At 70.6% G+C, this 19209-nt stretch carries 15 protein-coding genes, 1 tRNA gene and 1 pseudogene; 11 read left to right on the top strand and 6 right to left on the bottom strand.

The genetic code is table 11. From position 1 onward, the window contains the following. The first annotated feature begins 24 nt into the window (after positions 1–24). Positions 25–95, top strand: a tRNA-Gly gene (locus tag KLI87_RS36100). A 1031-nt stretch (positions 96–1126) separates the two neighbouring features. Here KLI87_RS36100 and KLI87_RS41325 read toward each other — a convergent pair. After that, on the bottom strand, positions 1127–1654 hold the full coding sequence (locus tag KLI87_RS41325) for a hypothetical protein (RefSeq protein WP_214620620.1): 528 nt from the start codon (positions 1652–1654) through the stop codon (positions 1127–1129). Between the two features lie 28 nt (positions 1655–1682). Between KLI87_RS41325 and KLI87_RS36090 the strand changes: the two genes are divergently transcribed. The 5 genes and pseudogenes from KLI87_RS36090 to KLI87_RS36070 all read left to right on the top strand — a co-directional run. Next, positions 1683–2996 carry a glycosyltransferase gene (locus KLI87_RS36090; protein WP_250904600.1) on the top strand — a complete coding sequence of 438 codons (1314 nt, stop codon included), beginning with the start codon at positions 1683–1685 and terminating at the stop codon, positions 2994–2996. Further along, positions 2993–5200, top strand: coding sequence for a glycosyltransferase family 39 protein (locus KLI87_RS36085; protein ID WP_214620619.1), 2208 nt, complete (start codon positions 2993–2995; stop codon positions 5198–5200). The genes KLI87_RS36090 and KLI87_RS36085 overlap by 4 nt, the downstream gene beginning before the upstream one ends. Positions 5201–5223: 23 nt before the next feature. Beyond that, positions 5224–5967 carry a response regulator transcription factor gene (locus KLI87_RS36080; RefSeq protein ID WP_156218015.1) on the top strand — a complete coding sequence of 248 codons (744 nt, stop codon included), beginning with the start codon at positions 5224–5226 and terminating at the stop codon, positions 5965–5967. After that, complete coding sequence (locus KLI87_RS40705; protein ID WP_214620618.1) at positions 5964–7469, top strand: cell wall metabolism sensor histidine kinase WalK; 1506 nt, start codon at positions 5964–5966, stop codon at positions 7467–7469. The genes KLI87_RS36080 and KLI87_RS40705 overlap by 4 nt, the downstream gene beginning before the upstream one ends. An 801-nt stretch (positions 7470–8270) precedes the next feature. Next, positions 8271–8417: pseudogene (locus tag KLI87_RS36070) on the top strand (IS5/IS1182 family transposase); the annotation flags it as partial. Between the two features lie 105 nt (positions 8418–8522). On the opposite strand, the gene KLI87_RS36065 reads toward KLI87_RS36070, so the two are convergent. Beyond that, positions 8523–8906 (bottom strand): hypothetical protein, encoded by a 384-nt coding sequence (locus KLI87_RS36065; protein WP_214620669.1) that lies wholly within the window; start codon positions 8904–8906, stop codon positions 8523–8525. Positions 8907–9158: 252 nt separating this feature from the next. On the opposite strand from KLI87_RS36065, the gene KLI87_RS36060 reads away from it, so the two are divergent. Further along, on the top strand, positions 9159–9329 hold the full coding sequence (locus KLI87_RS36060; RefSeq protein WP_156218012.1) for a hydrophobic protein: 171 nt from the start codon (positions 9159–9161) through the stop codon (positions 9327–9329). A 288-nt stretch (positions 9330–9617) separates the two neighbouring features. Next, a complete protein-coding gene (locus KLI87_RS41320; RefSeq protein WP_284734282.1) occupies positions 9618–9752 on the top strand; it encodes a hypothetical protein in 135 nt (44 codons plus the stop codon). Positions 9753–10314: 562 nt separating this feature from the next. On the opposite strand, the gene KLI87_RS36055 is transcribed toward KLI87_RS41320, so the two are convergent. From KLI87_RS36055 to KLI87_RS36045, 3 genes are all read right to left on the bottom strand, one after another. After that, entirely contained in the window at positions 10315–10674 is a 360-nt protein-coding gene (locus tag KLI87_RS36055; protein WP_214620617.1) for a GntR family transcriptional regulator, read from the bottom strand. Next, positions 10668–11672 (bottom strand): hypothetical protein, encoded by a 1005-nt coding sequence (locus KLI87_RS36050; protein ID WP_214620616.1) that lies wholly within the window; start codon positions 11670–11672, stop codon positions 10668–10670. The genes KLI87_RS36055 and KLI87_RS36050 overlap by 7 nt, the downstream gene beginning before the upstream one ends. A 1652-nt stretch (positions 11673–13324) precedes the next feature. After that, the gene (locus KLI87_RS36045; RefSeq protein WP_156218009.1) at positions 13325–13708 is read right to left on the bottom strand and encodes a DUF5997 family protein; all 384 of its coding nucleotides are present in this window, start codon (positions 13706–13708) and stop codon (positions 13325–13327) included. A 55-nt stretch (positions 13709–13763) separates the two neighbouring features. Between KLI87_RS36045 and KLI87_RS36040 the strand changes: the two genes are divergently transcribed. Beyond that, a complete protein-coding gene (locus tag KLI87_RS36040) occupies positions 13764–14447 on the top strand; it encodes a LysR family substrate-binding domain-containing protein (protein WP_308166462.1) in 684 nt (227 codons plus the stop codon). A 481-nt stretch (positions 14448–14928) separates the two neighbouring features. Next, a complete protein-coding gene (locus KLI87_RS36035; RefSeq protein WP_214620662.1) occupies positions 14929–15789 on the top strand; it encodes a phosphotransferase family protein in 861 nt (286 codons plus the stop codon). Positions 15790–15798: 9 nt separating this feature from the next. Here KLI87_RS36035 and KLI87_RS36030 read toward each other — a convergent pair whose 3' ends face one another. Beyond that, positions 15799–17274, bottom strand: coding sequence for a glycosyltransferase family 39 protein (locus KLI87_RS36030; RefSeq protein WP_214620615.1), 1476 nt, complete (start codon positions 17272–17274; stop codon positions 15799–15801). A gap of 1028 nt (positions 17275–18302) precedes the next feature. On the opposite strand from KLI87_RS36030, the gene KLI87_RS36025 reads away from it, so the two are divergent. Continuing rightward, positions 18303–19181 (top strand): NBR1-Ig-like domain-containing protein, encoded by an 879-nt coding sequence (locus tag KLI87_RS36025; protein ID WP_214620614.1) that lies wholly within the window; start codon positions 18303–18305, stop codon positions 19179–19181. Positions 19182–19209 lie beyond the last annotated feature (28 nt).

Below are 19209 nucleotides of genomic sequence, written 5' to 3'. Positions count from 1 at the left end.
AGGGACCACCCCCTCGCCCCGCCGGCGGGCGTAGCTCAATGGTAGAGCCCCAGTCTTCCAAACTGGCTACGCGGGTTCGATTCCCGTCGCCCGCTCCCAAGTTCCCCAGGTCAGAGCGCTGCACGCAAGATCGAGAACGAACCCCGAGATCTTCTGTCACCGGGCTCCGGCGTGATCATGACGGACCCCGGCGTCAGGTCCGGGCCCCCACGGCGGGTCGATCGGACAACCGCGCAGCCACCCTGGAGCAAGATCTTCATCCCACGCGGTAGGGTGGCAGCTCCCTGCCGCGCTGTGAGCGCCCGTTGGCGAGAAGCGCACAAATGCCGTAGCACGCGGCTTGAGTTCGGGCCCAGCGGTCGGCAATCGCCCTGGGAGGGTAGGGCGGCTGGCTCTCCAGCACCGCCAGGATTGCTCACCGATGCGAGAGACGAGTCTGGTCCTGGCGCCGATCCACTCCAGGCAACCATCAACCGCGCCATCGATAAGGCCCTGTGCGAGGCAGGGTCGAGCACACCGGCATCTATGCATCACTGAAGCCTGCTCGGACAGTCGCCCTTCCATCCGCGCCGAGGAGGGCGAGAAGGTCTGCCGTTGGCACCCGATAGCAGTTGCCGACCCGAAACACCCTGCGGGGAAGCTCGTTGCTCTTAGCGAGTTGGTAGGCGTAAGTGCGGGACAGGCAGATTCAGATACAGCTGCCCATCTGGGAAGTGATCGAGAACGCGGTGGGCCCAGTGGACAGCCAACGCCGTCGCTCTCGGTTGCTGCGCAGGCCGACTGGTCAGCAGGGCGTCGAGTTGCTCTAGGTCCAGGCGACACCCGGTGAATCCCGACACGTCAGCCGGGAGTTGATGTGGTGTCGGCGGCATCCGTTCCGTAGGTACCTGGCTAAAATGAACTCCGCCTTGAATCTCGCGGGCCTGCAGGACGACATCAGACGTTCCGGAGTGGGTATTCTGCACGCCATCGGCTGGGGGCTCCGTCTCGGCCATGGTCCGCCTCCACGAACATCTCACCGTCGTGAGCTATGCCCTCTCATCGTCACGGTAGCCGGGTAGGCCGGGGCTTTGCTGGAGCTGTGAGGAAACAGCTTTAGAAGCCATCTCATTTGGTGACTCGGCGGTCACTCCATGGCCTGTACACGTCGAAACACCTGGTCAGCGACCCGATGGCAGGCATCGGCCGCGATAGCGCCGAGCCCATCTCGCGAAGCGTGATGATCGTCCGTGGGACTCCACCATTGGCTGCCGCCACCGAGGTCGTAGGCCGGAATCCGGTCCAGTTCGAGATCCGCGGAGCGCGGCACCCCGTCTTCGGCATCGGCGTCCGAGTGTCTGGTCCGGCGCGGGATCGCGCGGACCCGCAGGATGACCTCGTCCAGGCTGAACGTCTCGGCGACGTAGTTGTCCCCGCTCGCGGTCAGCCCGGCGATCCGGTCGGCAGTGGCGTCCTTCGCGGTGAGGAAGGGAGCGCCGCCCTTCCCGGCGCCTGGGCTCGTGAGGCGCTCCCACCTGGCGGTCTTTGCGGCGCGAGAAGACTCTCGGCGAATTCCCTGCTTTTTCCCCGTTGATCTTCCGGGTGTTCCGGGAGTGTCATGGGGCCCCCGCTCCGGGACGCGGCAGGCGTCCCCGTGTGCCTGGCGCGGTCGCACTTCCCGCCCCCTGCCTTTCGAGGATCCCATGACGCCTGCGTCCAGTGAGGTCGGCTCGGCCGCGGACAATGCCGCCGAGCCCTTCCAGCCCCCTGCCGTCCCGGCCGCGGAACCGTCCGCGATGCCGACCGTGGAGATCGTCCTGCCCGTCCACAACGAGGAGCGGGCGCTTCCCGGCTGCGTGCACACTTTGCACGCCTATCTGCTGGAGCACCTGCCGTTCGCGTGGCGGGTCACCGTTGTCGACAATGCCAGTACCGACCGGACGCTGTTGGTCGCGCGCGGGCTCGCGTCCGAGCTGCCCGGGGTGAGCGTGCTGCACCTGAGCCGCAAGGGGCGCGGTCTGGCCCTGCGAACGGCGTGGGCGATGAGCGAGGCCGACATCGTCGCCTATATGGACGTGGACCTGTCGACCGGGCTGGACGGGCTGCTGCCGCTGCTCGCGCCCCTGGCCAGCGGGCATTCGGACCTGGCGATCGGCAGCCGGCTCGCGCCCGGCGCCCGCACCGTGCGCGGGCCGCGGCGGGAGCTGATCTCGCGCTGCTACAACGCGCTGCTCCGGCACGGGCTCGGCACCCGGTTCAGTGACGCGCAGTGCGGCTTCAAGGCCGCGCGGACGCGGGTCGTCCGGCCGCTGCTCGCGGTCACCGAGGACGACGCGTGGTTCTTCGACACCGAACTGCTGGTGCTCGCCGAGCACAACGGGCTGCGCGTTCACGAGGTGCCGGTCGACTGGGTGGAGGACGTCGACACCCGCGTCCGCGTGGTCCGGACGGCGCTGGACGATCTGAAGGGGATGTGGCGTATGGCGAGGCTGAAGGCGTCCGGGGCCGCCGACGTCGCGGTGCCGCGACGGGCCGCGCCGTCCGCCGAGCACCCCGACGCGGTGCTCGCGCCCCCACGCAGGCGGACGGCGCTCACCTGGGAGCTGGTCTGCTTCGTGGCGATCGGCGTCGTCTCCACGGCAGGGCAGGCGCTGCTGTACTGGCTGCTGCGGTCGTGGTGGCCCGCGGCGCTGGCCAACCTGGTGTCGCTGGTGGTGCTGACGGTGCTCAACACCGAGGCGAACCGGCGGCTGACCTTCCGCGGGTCCGCGGTCGGCGCCGGCCGCGCGCATCTGGGCGCCGGGGCCCTGTTCACCGTGGGGTACTCGGTGACGTCCGCGGGCGTACTGGTGTTCCAGCAGGCCGATCCGGGCGCGTCGCATGCCGCCGAGACGCTGGTTCTGGCGGTCGCCTCGGTGCTGGTCACCGCGATCCGGTTCGTGGTGCTGCGGACGGCGGTGTTCCGCCGCCGCTCACCGTCCCTCGGCGAAACCCTCAATGAAAGCGAAACCTCATGAGCTCCGACGTCGTCGCCTCGGCCGACTCCCCTCCGCAGCCGCCCGCGGCCGGGCCGCGCTCCCTGCCCGGCTGGGCGCCCGCTGTCGCGCTCGGCGCGATCCTCTCCGCCGCCTGCGTCCTGTACGGGTGGTCGCTCAACTCGCTGGGGTGGGGGAACACGTACTATTCGGCGGCAGTGAAGTCGATGGGGGGTGGCTTCACCAACTTCATGTTCGGCTCGTACGATCCGGCGGGCGTGGTCACCGTGGACAAGCCCCCGGCCGGGCTGTGGCCACAGGTGATCAGCAGCAAGGTCTTCGGGCTGCACGGCTGGTCGCTGCTGCTGCCCCAGGTGGTCGAGGGCGTCCTGGCGGTACTGGTGCTGCACCGGACGGTGCGCCGCTGGGCGGGTGAGGTCGCCGGGCTGGTCGCCGCGCTCGTCCTGACACTGACCCCGGTCACCGTCGCGATCACCCGCAGCAACAATCTCGACGCCCCGCTGCTCCTGCTGCTGGTATGCGCGGCGTATGCGCTGACCCGGGCCGTGCGGGAACCCGCGGGGCAGGCGGCGACGTGGTGGCTGTGCGGGGCCGCGTTCCTGATCGGCTGCGGGTTCGTCACCAAGATGCTCGCGGCGTGGATGGTGCTGCCCGCCTTCACCGCCGCCTGGCTCATCGGGGCGGGCGGCCCCTGGATCGCGAGGATCTGGCGGCTGGCGGCGGCGGGCGCGGTCCTGGCCGTCTCGTCGCTGTGGTGGGTGGCGATGGTAGCGGTGTGGCCTGGCGACAAGCCGTACATCGGCGGCAGTGAGGACGGCTCGGCCTGGGACCTGGTCGTCGGCTACAACGGCCTCGGCCGCGTCTTCGGGCAGGGCCCCGGCCCCGGCGGTCCCGGTCCGGGAGGCGCCCCTCCCGGCGGTTCGGGGGCGCCGCGCGGGCCGGGCGCGCCGTTCGGCGGGGGCACCGGCCCGCTGCGGATGTTCGGCGACGCGGTCGGCGGCCAGATCAGCTGGCTGCTGCCGGTGTGCGCGGTGGCCGTCGTGACCGCGGTGGCGGTGGCGGTGCTGCGCCGCCGCGGCCGCCTGCCGGAGGCTACGGCCCTTCCCGTCTCGGGATGGGTCCTGTGGAGCCTGTGGCTGGTGGTGTGCGCCGGGGTGTTCTCCATGCAGGAAGGGATCTTCCACGAGTACTACACGACGCAGCTCGCCCCGGCGATCGGTGCCCTGTGCGGGGGCCTGGCGGCCGTGCTGGTCCGCGCGCAACGGGCAGGCGAACGGTGGCCCGCTCCGGTCGCGGCGGTCACGGTCGCGGTCACGGCGGCGTGGGCCGTCGTCGTCATCCGGCGGGCGCCGGAATGGCACGGGTGGCTGGTGTGGCCGGTGGCCGTGACCGGGACGGCGGCGGTCGTGCTGCTGTGCGCCGCGTTCTGGTCCCCGGGCGGTTCCGGGAGGCGTGGGAGGTCGTCCCCCCACAGGGCAACGGCCCGGCTACTGCCCATCGCGCTCGCGGTCGCAGCGGCGGCGGTGCTGGTCGCGCCGGGCGCGTGGGCCGCGTTCGTCCCGGCGGACGGGCCCACCTCGATGAGCGCCGTCATCCCGGCGGCGGGACCGATGAGGATGCCCTCCTCCGGCCGGGACGGACGGACCCGGCCCGGCCAGGACGGGCCGGGCGGGCCGCGCGGCCTCCCGTCAGGCCCGGCGACGCCCGGTGCCGTGCCGGGGGGCACGTCGCGCGGCGGGCCCGTTCCGCCGGGGCCCTTCCCGCCCGGAGGCGGGCCAGGGGACGCGGCCGCGCTCACCGCCGACCAGCGCAAGATCCTCGACTACGCGCGCCGCAACTCCGGCTCCGCGCGGATCACGCTGGCCGTCGAGGGCGGCGCGATGGCGGCGTCGGCGTTCATCCTGCACAGCGACTCGCACGTCATCGGCATGGGTGGCTTCACCTCGGCCGACGACGCACCGTCCGTCCGGCGGCTTGAGCGGTGGACGCACAGCGGCGAGCTCCGTTTCGTCCTCGCCTCCGCGACGCCGGGCGGCGGTGGCCCGTTCCCAAGCCGAGACAGCGCGGCCGCGCGGCGGACCGCGTGGGTCACCGGCCACTGCCGGGCCGTGGCGCCGTCGGTCTACGGCGGCTCCGGCACGCCCACCGGAGGCGGCCCCGGCGGCCCCGGCGGCGCCGCTGGGAGGGGAGGGGCCGCTACCCTCTACGACTGCGCGGCTCGCTGAGACCGGGGGTGAGGTGATCGATCATGGCTGAGCAGGACGCGGAGCAGCCCCCGCGGCGCGTGCTGGTCGTGGAGGACGAGGACGGCATCCGCGTCCTGCTGGAGTCCACCCTCCGGCTGGCGGGCTACGAGGTGGACAGCTGCGACACCGGCCAGGGCGCCCTGCTCGCCGTCGAGCGGTTCCACCCGGACCTGATCCTCCTCGACGTGATGCTCCCCGACCTGGACGGCCTCGCCGTCACCGGGGGCCTGCGGGCCGTGGGCGTCGACACCCCGATCCTGTTCCTGACGGCGCTGGGCGACGTCCAGGACCGTATCGCCGGGCTGGCGGCCGGGGCCGACGACTACGTCACCAAGCCGTTCAGCCTGGAGGAGGTGCTGCTGCGCGTCCAGGCGATCCTGCGCCGGTCCTGCGCGGCCGACGTCGGTGACACGGCCGGGGAGGACGTGCTGCGCTACGCCGACCTGGTCCTGGACGCCGGTGCGCACGAAGTGCACCGCGCCGGCGAGTACGTCCCGCTCTCCCCCACCGAATTCAGCCTGCTGGCCTACCTGATGGCCAACCCGCGCAGGGTCCTGAGCAAGAACCAGATCCTCGACCACGTCTGGCGGTACGACTTCAACGGCGACGGCCGCATCGTGGAGACCTACGTCAAGTACCTGCGCCGCAAGATCGACCGCTTCGACCCGCCGCTCATCCACACCGTCCGGGGAGTGGGGTACTGCCTGCGGTTGCCCCGCGAGCACACCGAGTCGGCGGGGCCGTGATCAGGCCGCTGCCCGGCGGTCCCGGCTCGCTGCGCCGCCGGCTGGTGCTGGGCGCCACCGCCCTGGCGGCCGCAGCGGTCCTGGCCTCGCAGGCGATCGGGTACCTGGTTCTGCGGTCGTGGCTGCACGGTCGGGTCGACGAGCAGCTCCGCGATTTCCCGCCGACGCCGAGCCGGTTCGACGACTCCGCCGAGCGCCGCGGCGCGCCCCTCCCGCCACCGCCGTCCGACGGCGACCTTCCGTCCGAGTTCCGCCTCTTCTTCTACGACCACGCCGGCCGGCTCTCCTCGCGATCCCTCGGACGCGGTCCCAAGTCGGCGCCCCGCCTCCCGCGGACCACCGCCGGCCTGCCCATGCCCCACGACGGGCTCGCGACCCTTCCCGCGACCGGAGGCGACGGGCGCTGGCGGGTCCGGCGCGGGATCGCGCCCGACGGGCAGGTCTTCGTCGTCGCGCTCCCCCTCGACACCGTCGACGGCGCGATGTCCAAACTGCTGTGGCTCAACGCGGTCGTCCTGGTGATCACTCTGGCGGCCCTGGTGATCGCTGGACGATGGGTGGTGCGGCTCGGGCTGCTGCCGCTGACCCGCATGGAGCGCACCGCCGAAGAGATCACCGCGGGACGGCTGGACGAACGCGTCACCGACACCGATCCCCGCACCGAGATCGGCCGCCTCGGGAGCGTGCTGAACACCATGCTGGAGCGGTTGCAGGGGGCGTTGCGCGAACACGAGGCGTCCGAGGCCCGGCTGCGCCGCTTCGTCGCCGACGCGGGGCACGAGCTGCGCACCCCGCTGACCTCCATCCAGGGGTTCGCCGAGCTGTCGCTGCGCCACCAGGATCTCCCCGCGTCCGAGCGGCACACCGCCGACCGGCTGATCCGCCAGAACGCCGAACGCATGAGTGTGCTGGTCAACGACCTGCTCCTGCTGGCCAAGCTGGACCAGGAACCCGCCTACCGCACCGAGCCGGTCGACCTGCTCGCCCTCGCCGCGGACGCGATCAGGGCCACCGCCGTCCGCCACCCCGGCCGCCCCATCGCCCTGAAACCCCTCGACGACGGCGCCGGAGAGCTGGAACTCGTGGAAACCACGGGAGACTCCCACCGGCTCCGGCAGGTGCTGACCAACCTGATCTCCAACGCCCTGGTGCACACTCCGTCCGGCACACCCATCCACGTCCGCGTCGGCAGCGCTCGCGCCGGCCCGTCCTGCGGCACCGACCGAGACGGCCGCTTCAGCCCTTCCCCTGCGTTGAAGGACGGGACGCCGGTCTGCGTCATCGAGGTCGCGGACGAGGGGCCCGGTCTCACCCCCGACAGGGCCGCCCACCTCTTCGAGCGCTTCTACCGCGTCGACCGGTCCCGTTCCCGTGACCATGGCGGCAGCGGGCTCGGACTGGCCATCGCCGCCGCCATCGCCGAGAACCACAACGGACGCCTCGAACTCGACACCGCCCCCGGACGCGGCTCCACCTTCCGCCTCGTCCTCCCGCACACCTGACCTTCGGGCCGCACGGTCGGGGGGCGTATTCGGATGTGCCGAGGAAGCGGACGCGCGCGAAGGCACCGCCGGGCACCGGTTCCAGGTCGACGCCGCCGCCGGTCTCGGCGACGATGGACAGCCCGGAGCCGGGCAGGCTGCGCGCGAACAAGGACCACCGGCAAAAAACAGGAAGCCGCCCCTCTCTCTGGGAGCGGTCTTAGCGCCCTTGCGGCATCACCGGCTGCTTGTGCTCGCCTCACGGAGACGGTGACACCGTCGGGGACGGCTCATCGGCAGGGACCTCCGGCGGCGGCTCGTTGGAGGGCGCGCTCGTCGGCTCGTCCGGGGCGGGTGTGCCGCCCGAGCCCGGCGGCGCTGGCTCCAGCGAGACACGCGTGTTCGGCATCTGATCCACCAGTGCCCCGTCAGCGGCTCGTTCACTTCCTCGGCTCCCGGCGGGCCGGAGGGCACCCCAGTGCGTGGCCGCGCGCTACCTGCCGCCGGGGACGGCACCAGACCCGGCCTCGGACGATTCCCGAAGTCATCGGAACCGCCCCCGCGTCCCGCATGCCGGTCCCGCAGACCGACGAGCACAGCAGATCCCGCAACCCCTCGACAGCCCCCGACGACAACGCCCTGACGACCACCGGAAGACCGCCAGAATCGCGGTGGCGATCCCCTTGGACATCCCGCCGACGCGCAGCCGACCCCGGCGCTGTGCCCGCAGCACCTCGACGACCTCGCGCCGCTTGCCCGGCTCGTCGAGACTCTTGGACGGCATCTCGTTGATAGGTCGGCGTTCGCCTGTCGTGCGTGGAGATGGTCGAGCGGTTGGTGCCTGGGGAGTTGTGGGGGTTGTTCCAGCGGGTAGTGCCGCCCGCTCCGAGGCCACCCCAGGGCGGCGGGCGGCGGCGGTATGGGGACCGAGAGGCCCTGGCCGCGATCATCTTCGTGGCCACCACCGGCACCAATCGAGCGTCGTCGACACGAACCCGGCCGCGGGCACCCACTTCGGCGAGGACTTCCTCGGCCTCGGCCGGCATTGCGAACATGGGCAACAGCTCCCCGCTGTCAGAGCCCGCAACCTCGCAACACCGGCTCGGCCGCCTCCCGCAGCTCCGCGACGGCTCGATTGCTCTCGTAGGGCGAGAGCGCATCGAGAACCTCGCCGAGCCGGATGCACACCCGCCGCGATGAGATCTGGGCCGCCAGGTCAAGGAGCTGATGGCCTACCGCGCACGCGGCCTCGGCTTCCAGGGTCTGCGCGTGACCGATGGCCAGGACGCCGAGGGTGAACGCGCGTGGCCGTGCGGCAGTACGAGCGGTAAGGGCCTGTTCGGCGACGCCAGGATCCAATTGCGCGCCTATGATCCGGTGACCAGTAGCGCTGGAACATCCGAACACCGACTCGCCGTCCCGCTCACCGGAGTCGGCGCGCGCATCGATCTGTGACATAGCCGACCCAGGGGTCGGCCGCGCCGTTAGAGCTGGACCTTGAAGCTCTGGCAGGTCGGCAACATATCTCCTTGCCAAGTGAGGTCGGCGCGCGCGGCGGCGTGGGAGCCGGGGACGAGGGCGACGCGCACCAGCGCGCACAGGCACGGCGACCTGGCGGTCTGTGTGTTCCAGCCGCCGTGGACGTGGGTCGGCAAGGTTCTTGGAATACATCGGTAAGTGGGGGGCATACCGGCGCCGGGAGGTAACACAATGGTTCCGCTGCTACTGGTCCTGCTGCTCTTCCTCATCCTGGTCGGCGCAGGGTTCGCACTGAAAATCCTTTGGTGGATCGCGATCGCGGTCCTGCTGATCTGGCTGATCGGCTTTGTCGTCCGGCCCGCCGGTACCGGTGGCCGACGTGGCCGCTGGTACCGCTGGTGACCACCTGATACGCCCCCGTAGATACGGGAGCCAGAACCCCTGTGCAAGGGGCGCACCGCTGATGGTGTGCCCCTTGCCTTTGTTCCCTGACGATTAGTGGTCCTTCCTGGGGGGAGGGAGATCAGTGAGGCGGCGTGCCCTAAATCCTTAATGTTCCGGAACCAGGCATCCAAGGATCTCCCAGCACGCCGCCTCGCATACCCCAGCGGCGGCCGCAGGTGAGACGTCGGGCGCCGCTCCCTGCGCGAGCGCTGCCGGCTGCTCCGGCATGTCTTGGGCTCCGCGCCGGTGATCGTGTCAGTACAGTCCGCCGAAGCCGGTGAGGCCCGGTTCTGGCTGGAGCTCCTCGCCGTCCACGACTTCGAAGGGTTGTTCGTCAAACGCGCGGACGAGCCCACGCCCCTGACGTGCGCCGGTGGCTGAAGATCAAGCACCGCGATGAGACTCTGGCCATCCTGGGCGCCCTCACGGGGCCGCCGCATTCTCGTGCTGGGCCGCTACGACCGTGAGTCTCCTCGGCTGCGGGTGGTCGGGCGGACCTCCCCGTTGCCGAGGGCGGCGCGCGAGCAGGTCGGGGCGCTGTTGCGCTCCGGCGGGCCCGGGCAGCCCTGGCCCGCGTACTCCTCCACGGCTGGGGCCGGTGGCCTGCCCGGTACGGCCGCGCCGGCCCCTGCATGCGTGTGCGTCCCACCCGGGTGGTGGAGGTCAGCGTCGACATCGTCACCTTCCAGGGGCCTGGCGTCATGCGGCTCGCTAGCTGACCGCTCGCCCCGGCTTGGTCCTCAGGACATACCGAAGGACCTTTACGTGGGATGAGGCTGGTCGGCCATCGACATCCCGGAACCGTGGGGCGATTGCAGGCGTGCTGGCGGCGCGTTGCCTCCGGTAGGTGAGCTGCTCCGGTTGGTGGGCGGGCAGGCTCGTCGTGCTGGGGTCCTGAGCGTCCATCGAGACCAGGATCGAGCCGTCCAGCCGCCGGTGACCGTCAGGTGGTGCCGAAGGCGCGGGAGATCGCGGTGTGGAGGTCGTGTTCGTCGAGTCCCGAGCGGCGGGCGAGGTCCACCAGCGAGCGGATGTGCTCGGTGATCGCCAGGCCGGCGGCGTCGGCGGACGCGGCGATCGTCGTGGCTCGGCCGCGGCGCATGTCGACCAGGCCCTCCTCGCGCAGTTGCTGGTATCCGCGCAGGACGGTGTGGAGGTTGACGCCGAGCGCGGTGGCCACCTCCCGGGCGGGGGGCAGCCGGTCGCCGGGGGCGAAATCGCCCCGGATCACGGCGCCTCGCACGGCGGCGGCGATCTGGTCGGCCAGGGGGATGTTCGAGGTCTCGTCGATGGTGATCAGCATGAGGCGCCCCGGGTGGAGCCGGGGACCGGCAGGTCGTCCAGCCGTGTGTTGATCAACGCCGCCGCCGTCTCGGGATCCTCGACGGTGAACACGCATTCGCGTCCGCCGGAGAGGGTGAGCCGCAGCGCCGGGCCGGATGCTCGTGAGCGGTAGCCGAAGACCCGCCCGTCGGCGACGACCCCGTAGGCGCCGCGGGGCAGCCCTGCGGGTGAGGACGCCGCCGTCGCGTGCTCGATGTGGTGGAAGGGCACCGTGATGAGGGCGCGTCGCGGGATCGACTGGGCGAGGGTGACGCCCCGCTGGTCGATCCGCACGGTGACGGTGGCGTGCGAGGCGAGCAGGGCCGCGAGGATCACCGTCAGCACGCCGGCGATCCCGGGCATGGTGAAGACTCCGAGAAGCCCCAGCCCGGCGAGCACCCCCGCGACGGCGAACGTGCGGTGGGACACCACCGACCGGCACCAGGCCGTTCGCTGATGGGGCGCCAACGTGATCCGGGGCGCCTCCGGGCCCGGGCGAACGGTCGCCGTGGGCAGGTCGGGGTCGCCTCCGGCCAGGACCCACCCGACGGCGCCGGAGACGGCGGCGATCGCCGCGATCGCCGCCGGATGCGCCCACCAGGCCGGGTGAAACGCCTGGGGCCGGGCGTCGTCGAGGTTGCCGGTCACCAGCGACAGCGACCGCACGCACGCCGCGGCCCCGGCGGCCCAGGTGAACGGTGCGGGCCAGCGGACTCCCACCGGGGAGAGCCGGTGACGGTGGAGCCATGCCGCCAAGGCCACCGTCCCCACCAGCAGCCATGCCGCCGTCACCGCGTTGAGAATCGGCCACGACAGCCTGTCGTCCGGGTCAGCGGAGAGGGCCGCTTGGGCCGGGAGCCGCGAGCGCATCGCCAGGGTCAGCGCGGGCAGGACCAACATGGCGATCACCAGTGGCGCGAGGATCACCGCGCGGCGTCGGCCGAACCGCCGGGTGAACTGCCGCCTCGTCTGGGGCACGGCTCCGATCCCCTCCCCTGCTATTGTTCGCATGGCTCTATAACTTTACACTCAATCAGGAGGACCGGTGGGCAAGGGGAGATTCACGCTGGGCGCGGGAACCGGTCTGCTTCTCGGAGTCGTGGCCTCCGCCGTCACCGGGCAGTGGTGGCTGGTGGGCGTGGGCCTGGTACTCGGGGCCGGCGCCGCACGCGCCACCTCCCGAAACGAACGATAGGACGCGGCGGCCGCTGAACACTCGCGGCGAACCTGCGCGATGAGCGCGCTACGGCCCCTGTCCCGTCCGTGACGTTGTTCCAGGCTGTGACTCTTGGAGCCTGTGGGTTCCGGCGAAGTGGTCACTCATGGTGGAGATCGGTTCGGTCCGCGCAGAGGATGATCTTTCGGAGGAGGTCGAGTTCGGCGGCCGTAGCGGCTGCGTTTGATGGCCTTCACGCGCCAGACGCTGCCTTCGACCGCCCCGCTGTGCCCGAGGCGACGCCGCTTGGTTATCCGGCCCGCGTCCTGTCCGCGTGTCCGGGCCGGAATCCGTCCGGCGGACGAGCGGCGTGTACGCGCCGTGACCTGCGCAGAGTCCCCCGCTCCGGCCCTGGGACGCGTTCGGGAGGGAACCGCCGACACATGTCGGCGAGACATCTTCGGCGGCTTCCGGGCGCGGCCGCGCAGCGGCCCCTCGACTCGTGGGTCGAGGGGCCGTGTGGTGCTGGTGCCGACTAGGGGTGATCGAGGTGATGGGGGCCAGGATGGGGCGTGGGAGAGCAGATGCACCGGACGCGGCCACAGTTTCCGCACACCGGAACGCTCATGATTTCCTCTTTTGACCTCGGAAGGAATGTCGGTTGCCCTCTACCCGCCATTTCATGATTAATCGCAGCGGCCTCATTTTCCCTGCTCTGGGCCCCTCCCGGCCTCTCTATCAGTGCACCACGTGCGCGAGGGCCGATCATTTTTGGCCCATTTGATCGCCAGGGAGGGTGATCGAATGGGGCCCCGACGCGGCCAGAAGGCGGCCAGAAGGTTACAGGTTTCGGACCAAAGAACTCCCTGACCCGAAGCTCGTCGACGTCCCCGACCGGGACGACGACGAAGCACTTTCGTCCCGCAGTTCCCATTGATTCACGACGGTGCCACGGTCACCAATGGCCTCAGGGAACGCACGAGTTTTCAGGCCCGCCCCCGGTACCCACCGGATCCACGTCCCCGGCCGCCTCGGGGACGTCGCCGGCGCTCCCTCTCCGCCGTCGTGCTCGGGAGGGTTTTTCGACACGCCTACATGCACGCGCATCGCTCGTCTAATGGCCTCGCGAAACGCCCGCGGGGCGGGCGACCGCGAGCGGGTTGATCGAGTAAGCCTTCCGCCGGGTGCCATTCAGGGCAGCCACCGGTCGGGTTCGCTGACGTCGGCTGCCGCAGAAGGGACTCTGCCATGAGGCAGCCCGGGGCCGCTCACGATCAGACTTCGTGGTCGCGGGTGGAAGCGCGAAGACAGTCGCCTTGGGTTCGGGCGGCAAAGGAGCCGGTTTGCCGAGAACGATCTGGGCGCGCCATCCACTGGCGGTGTGACCGGAGAACCGGCTATCGCCTATGTCACCGAGCAGGGGACCGTCACTCGCAGCGCGCGAACCATCGTGGTTCTGCCAACCTCGCGTGAGTCAGGTCTTGGCGCGCTGCTGCTTGAGGCGGAGATTCTCTTTGCGGACTTCGGCTTGGATGGCCCGCTCCCGTTCCAGCCAGTCGGGGTTCTCGGCCTTCAGGTTCTCGATCTCGGCAGTGGTGAGCGGGCCCGTGATGCCGGCACGGGCCAGGCCCGAGGCGGAGACGCGGAGCTTGGCGGCGACGACCTGGCGGGGGTGAGGGCCCTCGCGGCGCAGGTCGGCGAGCCAGGAGGGCGGGTCGGCTTGGAGCGCGTTCAATTCGTTTCGGGAGACGGGGCCCTCCTGAAACTCGGCGGGCGCTGCTGACAGCAGGATTCCCAGCTTCTTGGCCGCGGTCGCGGGTTTCATGGTCTGCGGCGTCTTCGCCTTGGACGTGCTCATGACCACAAGGGTAGTCAGCGGGAGGGAGCCGCCCGGTCGTGGCTAGGCTGATGAAGTGACCGATGCTGAGTTCCGGCTGGCCTACGTGCCAGGGGTGACGCCCGGGAAGTGGGCGGGGGTGTGGGCCGAACGGGTGCGGGAGGTGCCGCTTCGGCTGATGCAGATGCCTGCCGCCGAGGTCGTGCCCGTGCTGCGGGACGGTGGTGTGGACGCGGCGTTCGTACGCCTGCCCGTCGACCGCGCCGCCCTTCATGTGATCCCGCTGTACCTGGAGACGACCGTGGTGGTGGTGCCGAAGGACCACGCCGTGGCCGCGGTCGAGGAGGTGGAGCTTGCCGATCTCGCCGACGAGGACGTGTTCGAACCGCTCGACGACGTCCTGACCTGGGATGACCGTCCCGGGCAGCCCGCCTTCACCCGTCCTGAGAACACCGCTGACGCGATCGGGTTGGTGGCGTCGGGGGCCGGCGTCCTGCTGCTCCCGCAGTCCTTGGCCCGCCTCCACCACCGCAGAGACCTCACCTACCGCACCGTGACCGACGCTCCTCAGTCCCAGATCGGTCTGGCCTGGCTTGAGGCTGTGACGACCGACCTCATGGAGGAACTGATCGGCATCGTCCGCGGTCGCACTCCCAACAGCTCCCGTGGCCGCAAACCGCAACAGCAGCCCACCGGTAAGAAGGCACCGCTGAAGCGCGCTGCCCCCAAGCGCCGCCGCCAAACGCGCCGCCGGACGTGAAGAGGGCCATGCCTGGCGACATCCGCGCGAGCACTACATCCGCATCTCGATGCCGTCAGAGGCCCGGTCGTCGCATCCACTTCAACGCCTAACGTGCACTGCCCCCGCACGGCATGTGGCCCGAGCCCTCAAGGCCGGATGGTCGCGCACCTGACGGGAACAAGAGCACGCGCACGTTCCCTCCTGAAGTCCCGAAAGGCGTTGGCCATTGCTGTCGGGCGTACAGCCGAGCCCGCGTCACCCGTCGATGACGTTTTGCTCCAGTAGCGCGGGCCGGGACCATAGCACGAGAGGCGGTCCCCTTTCCGGCTGCACCTTGCACTGTTGGGCCGGTTCTGTCCCCGCCGGAAGGCGGTAAGAGGCGGCGGGCTGGGCACCCACCGCCTCCCACACAGCTCGCACACCCCGTCCGTCCACGCGCTGTGTTGGTGGCCGGCCCCCGAGAATCGTGGATCGGGTGTGCCAAGATCCGACGGTGGAGATGACCGACATCACGCGCGCGATCGCGGCCGCGACTTCGGTCGCCGCATCGCTGGATCTGCCGGCCGACAACGCGCTCGTCCTCCACAGCTCCAACAGGCTGGCGCTGCGGCTGACGCCGTGCGACGTCCTTGCCCGGGTCGCCCCTGTCGGGCAAGAGGACGCACACCTAGAAGTTGAGCTCGCTCAACGGCTCGCCCAGGTCGGATGCCCGACGGGACTCCTGGAACCTCGGGTGGACCCACGTGTGTACTCCAGGGATGGCTTCACAGTGACGCTGTGGTCCTACTACGAACCCGTGGCACCTCACACCGCACCCCTCGACTACGCCAAAGCGTTGGAGCGGCTCCACGCAGGCATGCGCAAGGTCGACGTGCCGAGCCCCCGGTTCACCGATCGCATCGCGCAGGCGCAAGACGTCGTCGCCGACCCGGAGCTCTCGCCAGAGCTCGACGGCACCGACCGCGTGTTCCTCAGCAGCAGACTCGCAAGCCTGCGGCGGACGGTCGAGGACCGCGGCGCCGTGGAGCAACTACTCCACGGCGAGCCGCATCCGGGCAATCTGCTCAACACGGAGCACGGCCCGTTGTTCATCGACCTTGAGACGTGCTGCCGCGGACCCGTCGAGTTCGATCTCGCCCACGTCACCGAGGCGGTCTGCGAGCACTACCCGAACCTCGACCGAGGACTGCTGGACGAGTGCCGGCAACTCGTCCTCGCGATGGTCGCCGCCTGGCGCTGGGAACTCGGCGACCGACTCCCCGGCGGAAGGCGATTCGGAGAGGAACTCCTGCGCTCGCTGCGCGACGGCCCTCCTTGGCCCACACTCGACACGGTCACCAGGCGACTGGATGGTCCGTAGAAACCGCCGCTAACGGCCGGGACGTCGTTCGTAGAGGCTGAGCAGGAGACGGCGGACCTGGCGGCGCTCCACAAGGGCATACGTGCTGCCATCGGGACGGAGCGCCTCGGCCCGCGCTGCCACCTTCCGCTCGTCCTCGGGGCTCGCGGGGCCCTTGTGCCCCAGGCCGGTCAGCAGCCATACGCGGGGAGCGGTCCTCAGCCGGTGTCTGAGCTCGGAGTCGGGAACCGACACCCCGTCGATGGTGGCCGAGGCGCTGGGGGAACGCGCCAAGCCGACATCACGGAGCCGTGAGAAGCCGGTCGGATAGGGCATGGACATGCTCCGTCCGAAGCCCTCAAGGAACACCACGGCATCACCGGGCCTGGACAGCGCGCTCAGAACTCTCTCCGTGGTTCGCAGGTCGTCCAGATGTCCCCTGGGATTCCGAACAGCCAGTTGGGGCGGCACGACGACCGCCACGACGGCCACCAGCGCGACGGCCTGGAGCCGGAGGTGCAACCGGGCAAGGCCGGCCCCGGCGAGCAGGGCCGCGGCGGGCAGGCAGAACAGCAGATACCGGACGTTGTAGAGCGGGTGGGCCAGCGAGACGGTCAGCAGGACCACGGGCGGCAGGAGCAGCCACGGAAGCGCCAGCGCCACCAGCGGCGCGGTGCCCCTGGAGCGGACCAGCAGCACGATCGGGACGATCAACGTGAACGACCCCGTCAGCGCGGAGACGACCTCACCGAGTTCGGCTAAGCCGGGAGAGCTCATCCAGCCGATCGCGGACTGCTGTGTGCTCGCCAGGGCGGCCAGCGGGGCGGTCGCGGCCCCGGCCGCGCCGGCGGACGCGAGCCAGCGGGCCAACACCGCCCGGCGGGCATGGACGAGCAGGGTCGCACCATGCGCCGCCAGCAGCAGCGCCGCGACCAGATGCGCCGCGCCCAACAGGGCCATCATCGCGGAGTACGCGACGAACCATCGCGCGGAACCGGTCTGCGTCGCCTGCACCAGCAGCAGGCTCGCCAGCACCGCGAGCGCCATGACCAGCGCGTACGACCGGGCGTCCTGCCCCACCCGGGAGAACATCGGCGCCACCGTGCACAGCAACCCGGCCAGTACGCCCGCGCGTGCCGAGCACAGCCGGGCGCCGATCGCGGCGACACCGCCCACCGCCACCGCCCCGGCCAGCGCCGAAGGGAGTCTCAACGCCCACTCGTTCGTGCCGAAGACGGCGATGACCGGGTGCATCAGCAGGTAGTACAGGCCGTGGACGGCGTCGATGTTGCCCAGCAGACGGAGGATGTCCGGGAGGGGCCGCCGGGCGACCGAGATGGTCGCGGCCTCGTCGCGCCACAGGGACGGCGTGCCCAGCCCGGTCAGCAGGACCGCCAGCGCCAGCCCGCCGGGGCTCAGCCATGTCCAATAGGGCGTGCGGGTCGGCGCCGGGCCCCGCTCGGCCGCCACGACCGGATCGACCAGCTCATCGTTCTTGACCACCATCGCGTTGGCGCTCCCCCGAACTCGATGCGTTTCGTCCTCCCCAGGCGCTGAACGGCGACCGAGGACGACCTGATCCGCAAACGAGATTGTGGCCTGAAGATCAGCAACAAGCTCGGAATGTCACGATTTCCGGACATAGTTCAGCTGATCTGTGCTCGTCGGTGAATCGGCGCAGGTCGTGGAACTGGAGATCGGGAAGGCCGGCGACCCGCGGCGGGCAGGCCCGTCCTCGGCGAATTCGGCCAGGTGCGTTCGCGACTCCGGGACGATCCCGGGCGGGATGGACACCGCGCGCCGACCGGTCCGCGATCTGGGCGTCCTCCAGAAGCTCGCCGCCGTCCTACTCGGGCGCTGTGCTCAGCCCGGCTCGGCCAGGAGGAGGAGATGGCCGGGAAACTCGCCGTCGGCCGCGGCGGATGTGGGAGGAGTCCGCCACCCTGCCGAGAGGGCGCACACCGGCGGACGGCTCCGCGGCCTGCTTCGGCGTCTTGGCGGCGCCCTCCGATCAAGGTGGTGACACGTTCCTTCGACCGGGACATCCAGGTCGCAATCCCCTCACATCAGCGTGGTCTCCTGAAGGTGCAGCGGCAAAATGAATAAAGCGGGCACTGAATTGGTGAACAATCCCTGTATTTCAGCCTACGGCGGCGACTTCATCATCTCCACAGGCCGTTCGCCCAGGATCCCGAAGCCGACTGCCGGGCCCTCCCTCCCACCCATGCCGGGACGCCCCGCCTCCGAGAGCGCGAGGTCCACGCACGGTTCGCCAGATGTTCGCGATCAAGTTCGCACCCATGTGAAAATGGACCGTTCACATATCGGCGGGCCCCGTGCGCAAGGTCCGACGTGGCCGAGCTCGCATCGGTGGCGGCGCTGATCAGGCGACCTTCCCGCGCGTTGCGATGCCGTGGCCATTCCCGGTCAGGTGATCAACACAACCGAACGGAAATGGCTTACCGAGTGGTTCGATCCATGTCACTGTTGCACCGATCCCTTTGACACCGACGACCGGTCTGGCGAGGTGGACCATGAGCGACTCTGGTGCGTTGCCCTCTACCGGAGGTCAGGACGCGCGGGACCGGTTCGCCGAGCGGCTCCGGCGGTTGCGCGCGGAGGCGGGGAATCCCTCGTTTCGGGTCATGGCGGCCAAGTCGCGGTCGGTCAGCCATGCGACCCTGCACGAGGCGGCCAAGGGAACGAGGTTCCCGAGCTGGACGACAACGCAGGCCTTCGTCGAGGCCTGCGGAGGCGACGTCGAGGAGTGGCGGGAGCACTGGTGCGCCGCGCTCGGCTCGGACGCCGTCGCCTCCGGCGCCCCCGCAGCGGCCGTCCCCGGTTCCGGAGCAGAAGAGGGCGGGGACGAGTCGGCGGTGGTGCCCACGCCCGGCCCCGCGCGGAGGCGGCGCCGCCGTGTCATCGCGATCGTCGCGGGCTGCGGGGCGCTGGGCGGCGCGGGCGTCGGAGTGTCCTTACTGCTCGCCTCCGGAGGTCAGCCGGAGCCGAAGGTCGGGGCCGAGGCCCGGAAGACGACGATGTCGACGGCCCCGCTTTTCTCCGGCGACGCGAGCGCCTTCGTCGGCGACGTGACGATTCCCGATGGCACGGTGGTGAGGACCGGGCAGCGGTTCATCAAGACCTGGGAGCTCAAGAACGCGGGCGCCGTCCACTGGCACGGGCGCTTTCTGCAACGCGCGGCGCTGCCCGCCGACAACGGCACCTGTTTGACTCCGGCGAAGGTGCCGATTCCCGATACCGGGCCGGGGGCCCGCGTTCGGATCAGTGTTCCCGTCACCGCACCGGCCGCTCCTGGGTCGTGCTGGGTGGCCTGGAAGATGGTCGACGGCGAGGGCAGGCAACTCTTTCCCAGCGCCCGTCCCGTGTACTTCGTGGTCAACGTCGTCCGGTAGCGCCCGACCGTGTAAGAGCATGTCAGAA

Origin of the sequence: Actinomadura sp. NEAU-AAG7 (assembly GCF_018603865.1) — a bacterium.
In the GTDB taxonomy this organism is placed as follows: domain Bacteria; phylum Actinomycetota; class Actinomycetes; order Streptosporangiales; family Streptosporangiaceae; genus Spirillospora; species Spirillospora litoris.
Note: the sequence above shows the minus strand (reverse complement) of the source record. Positions and strands in the feature narration are given on the sequence as shown.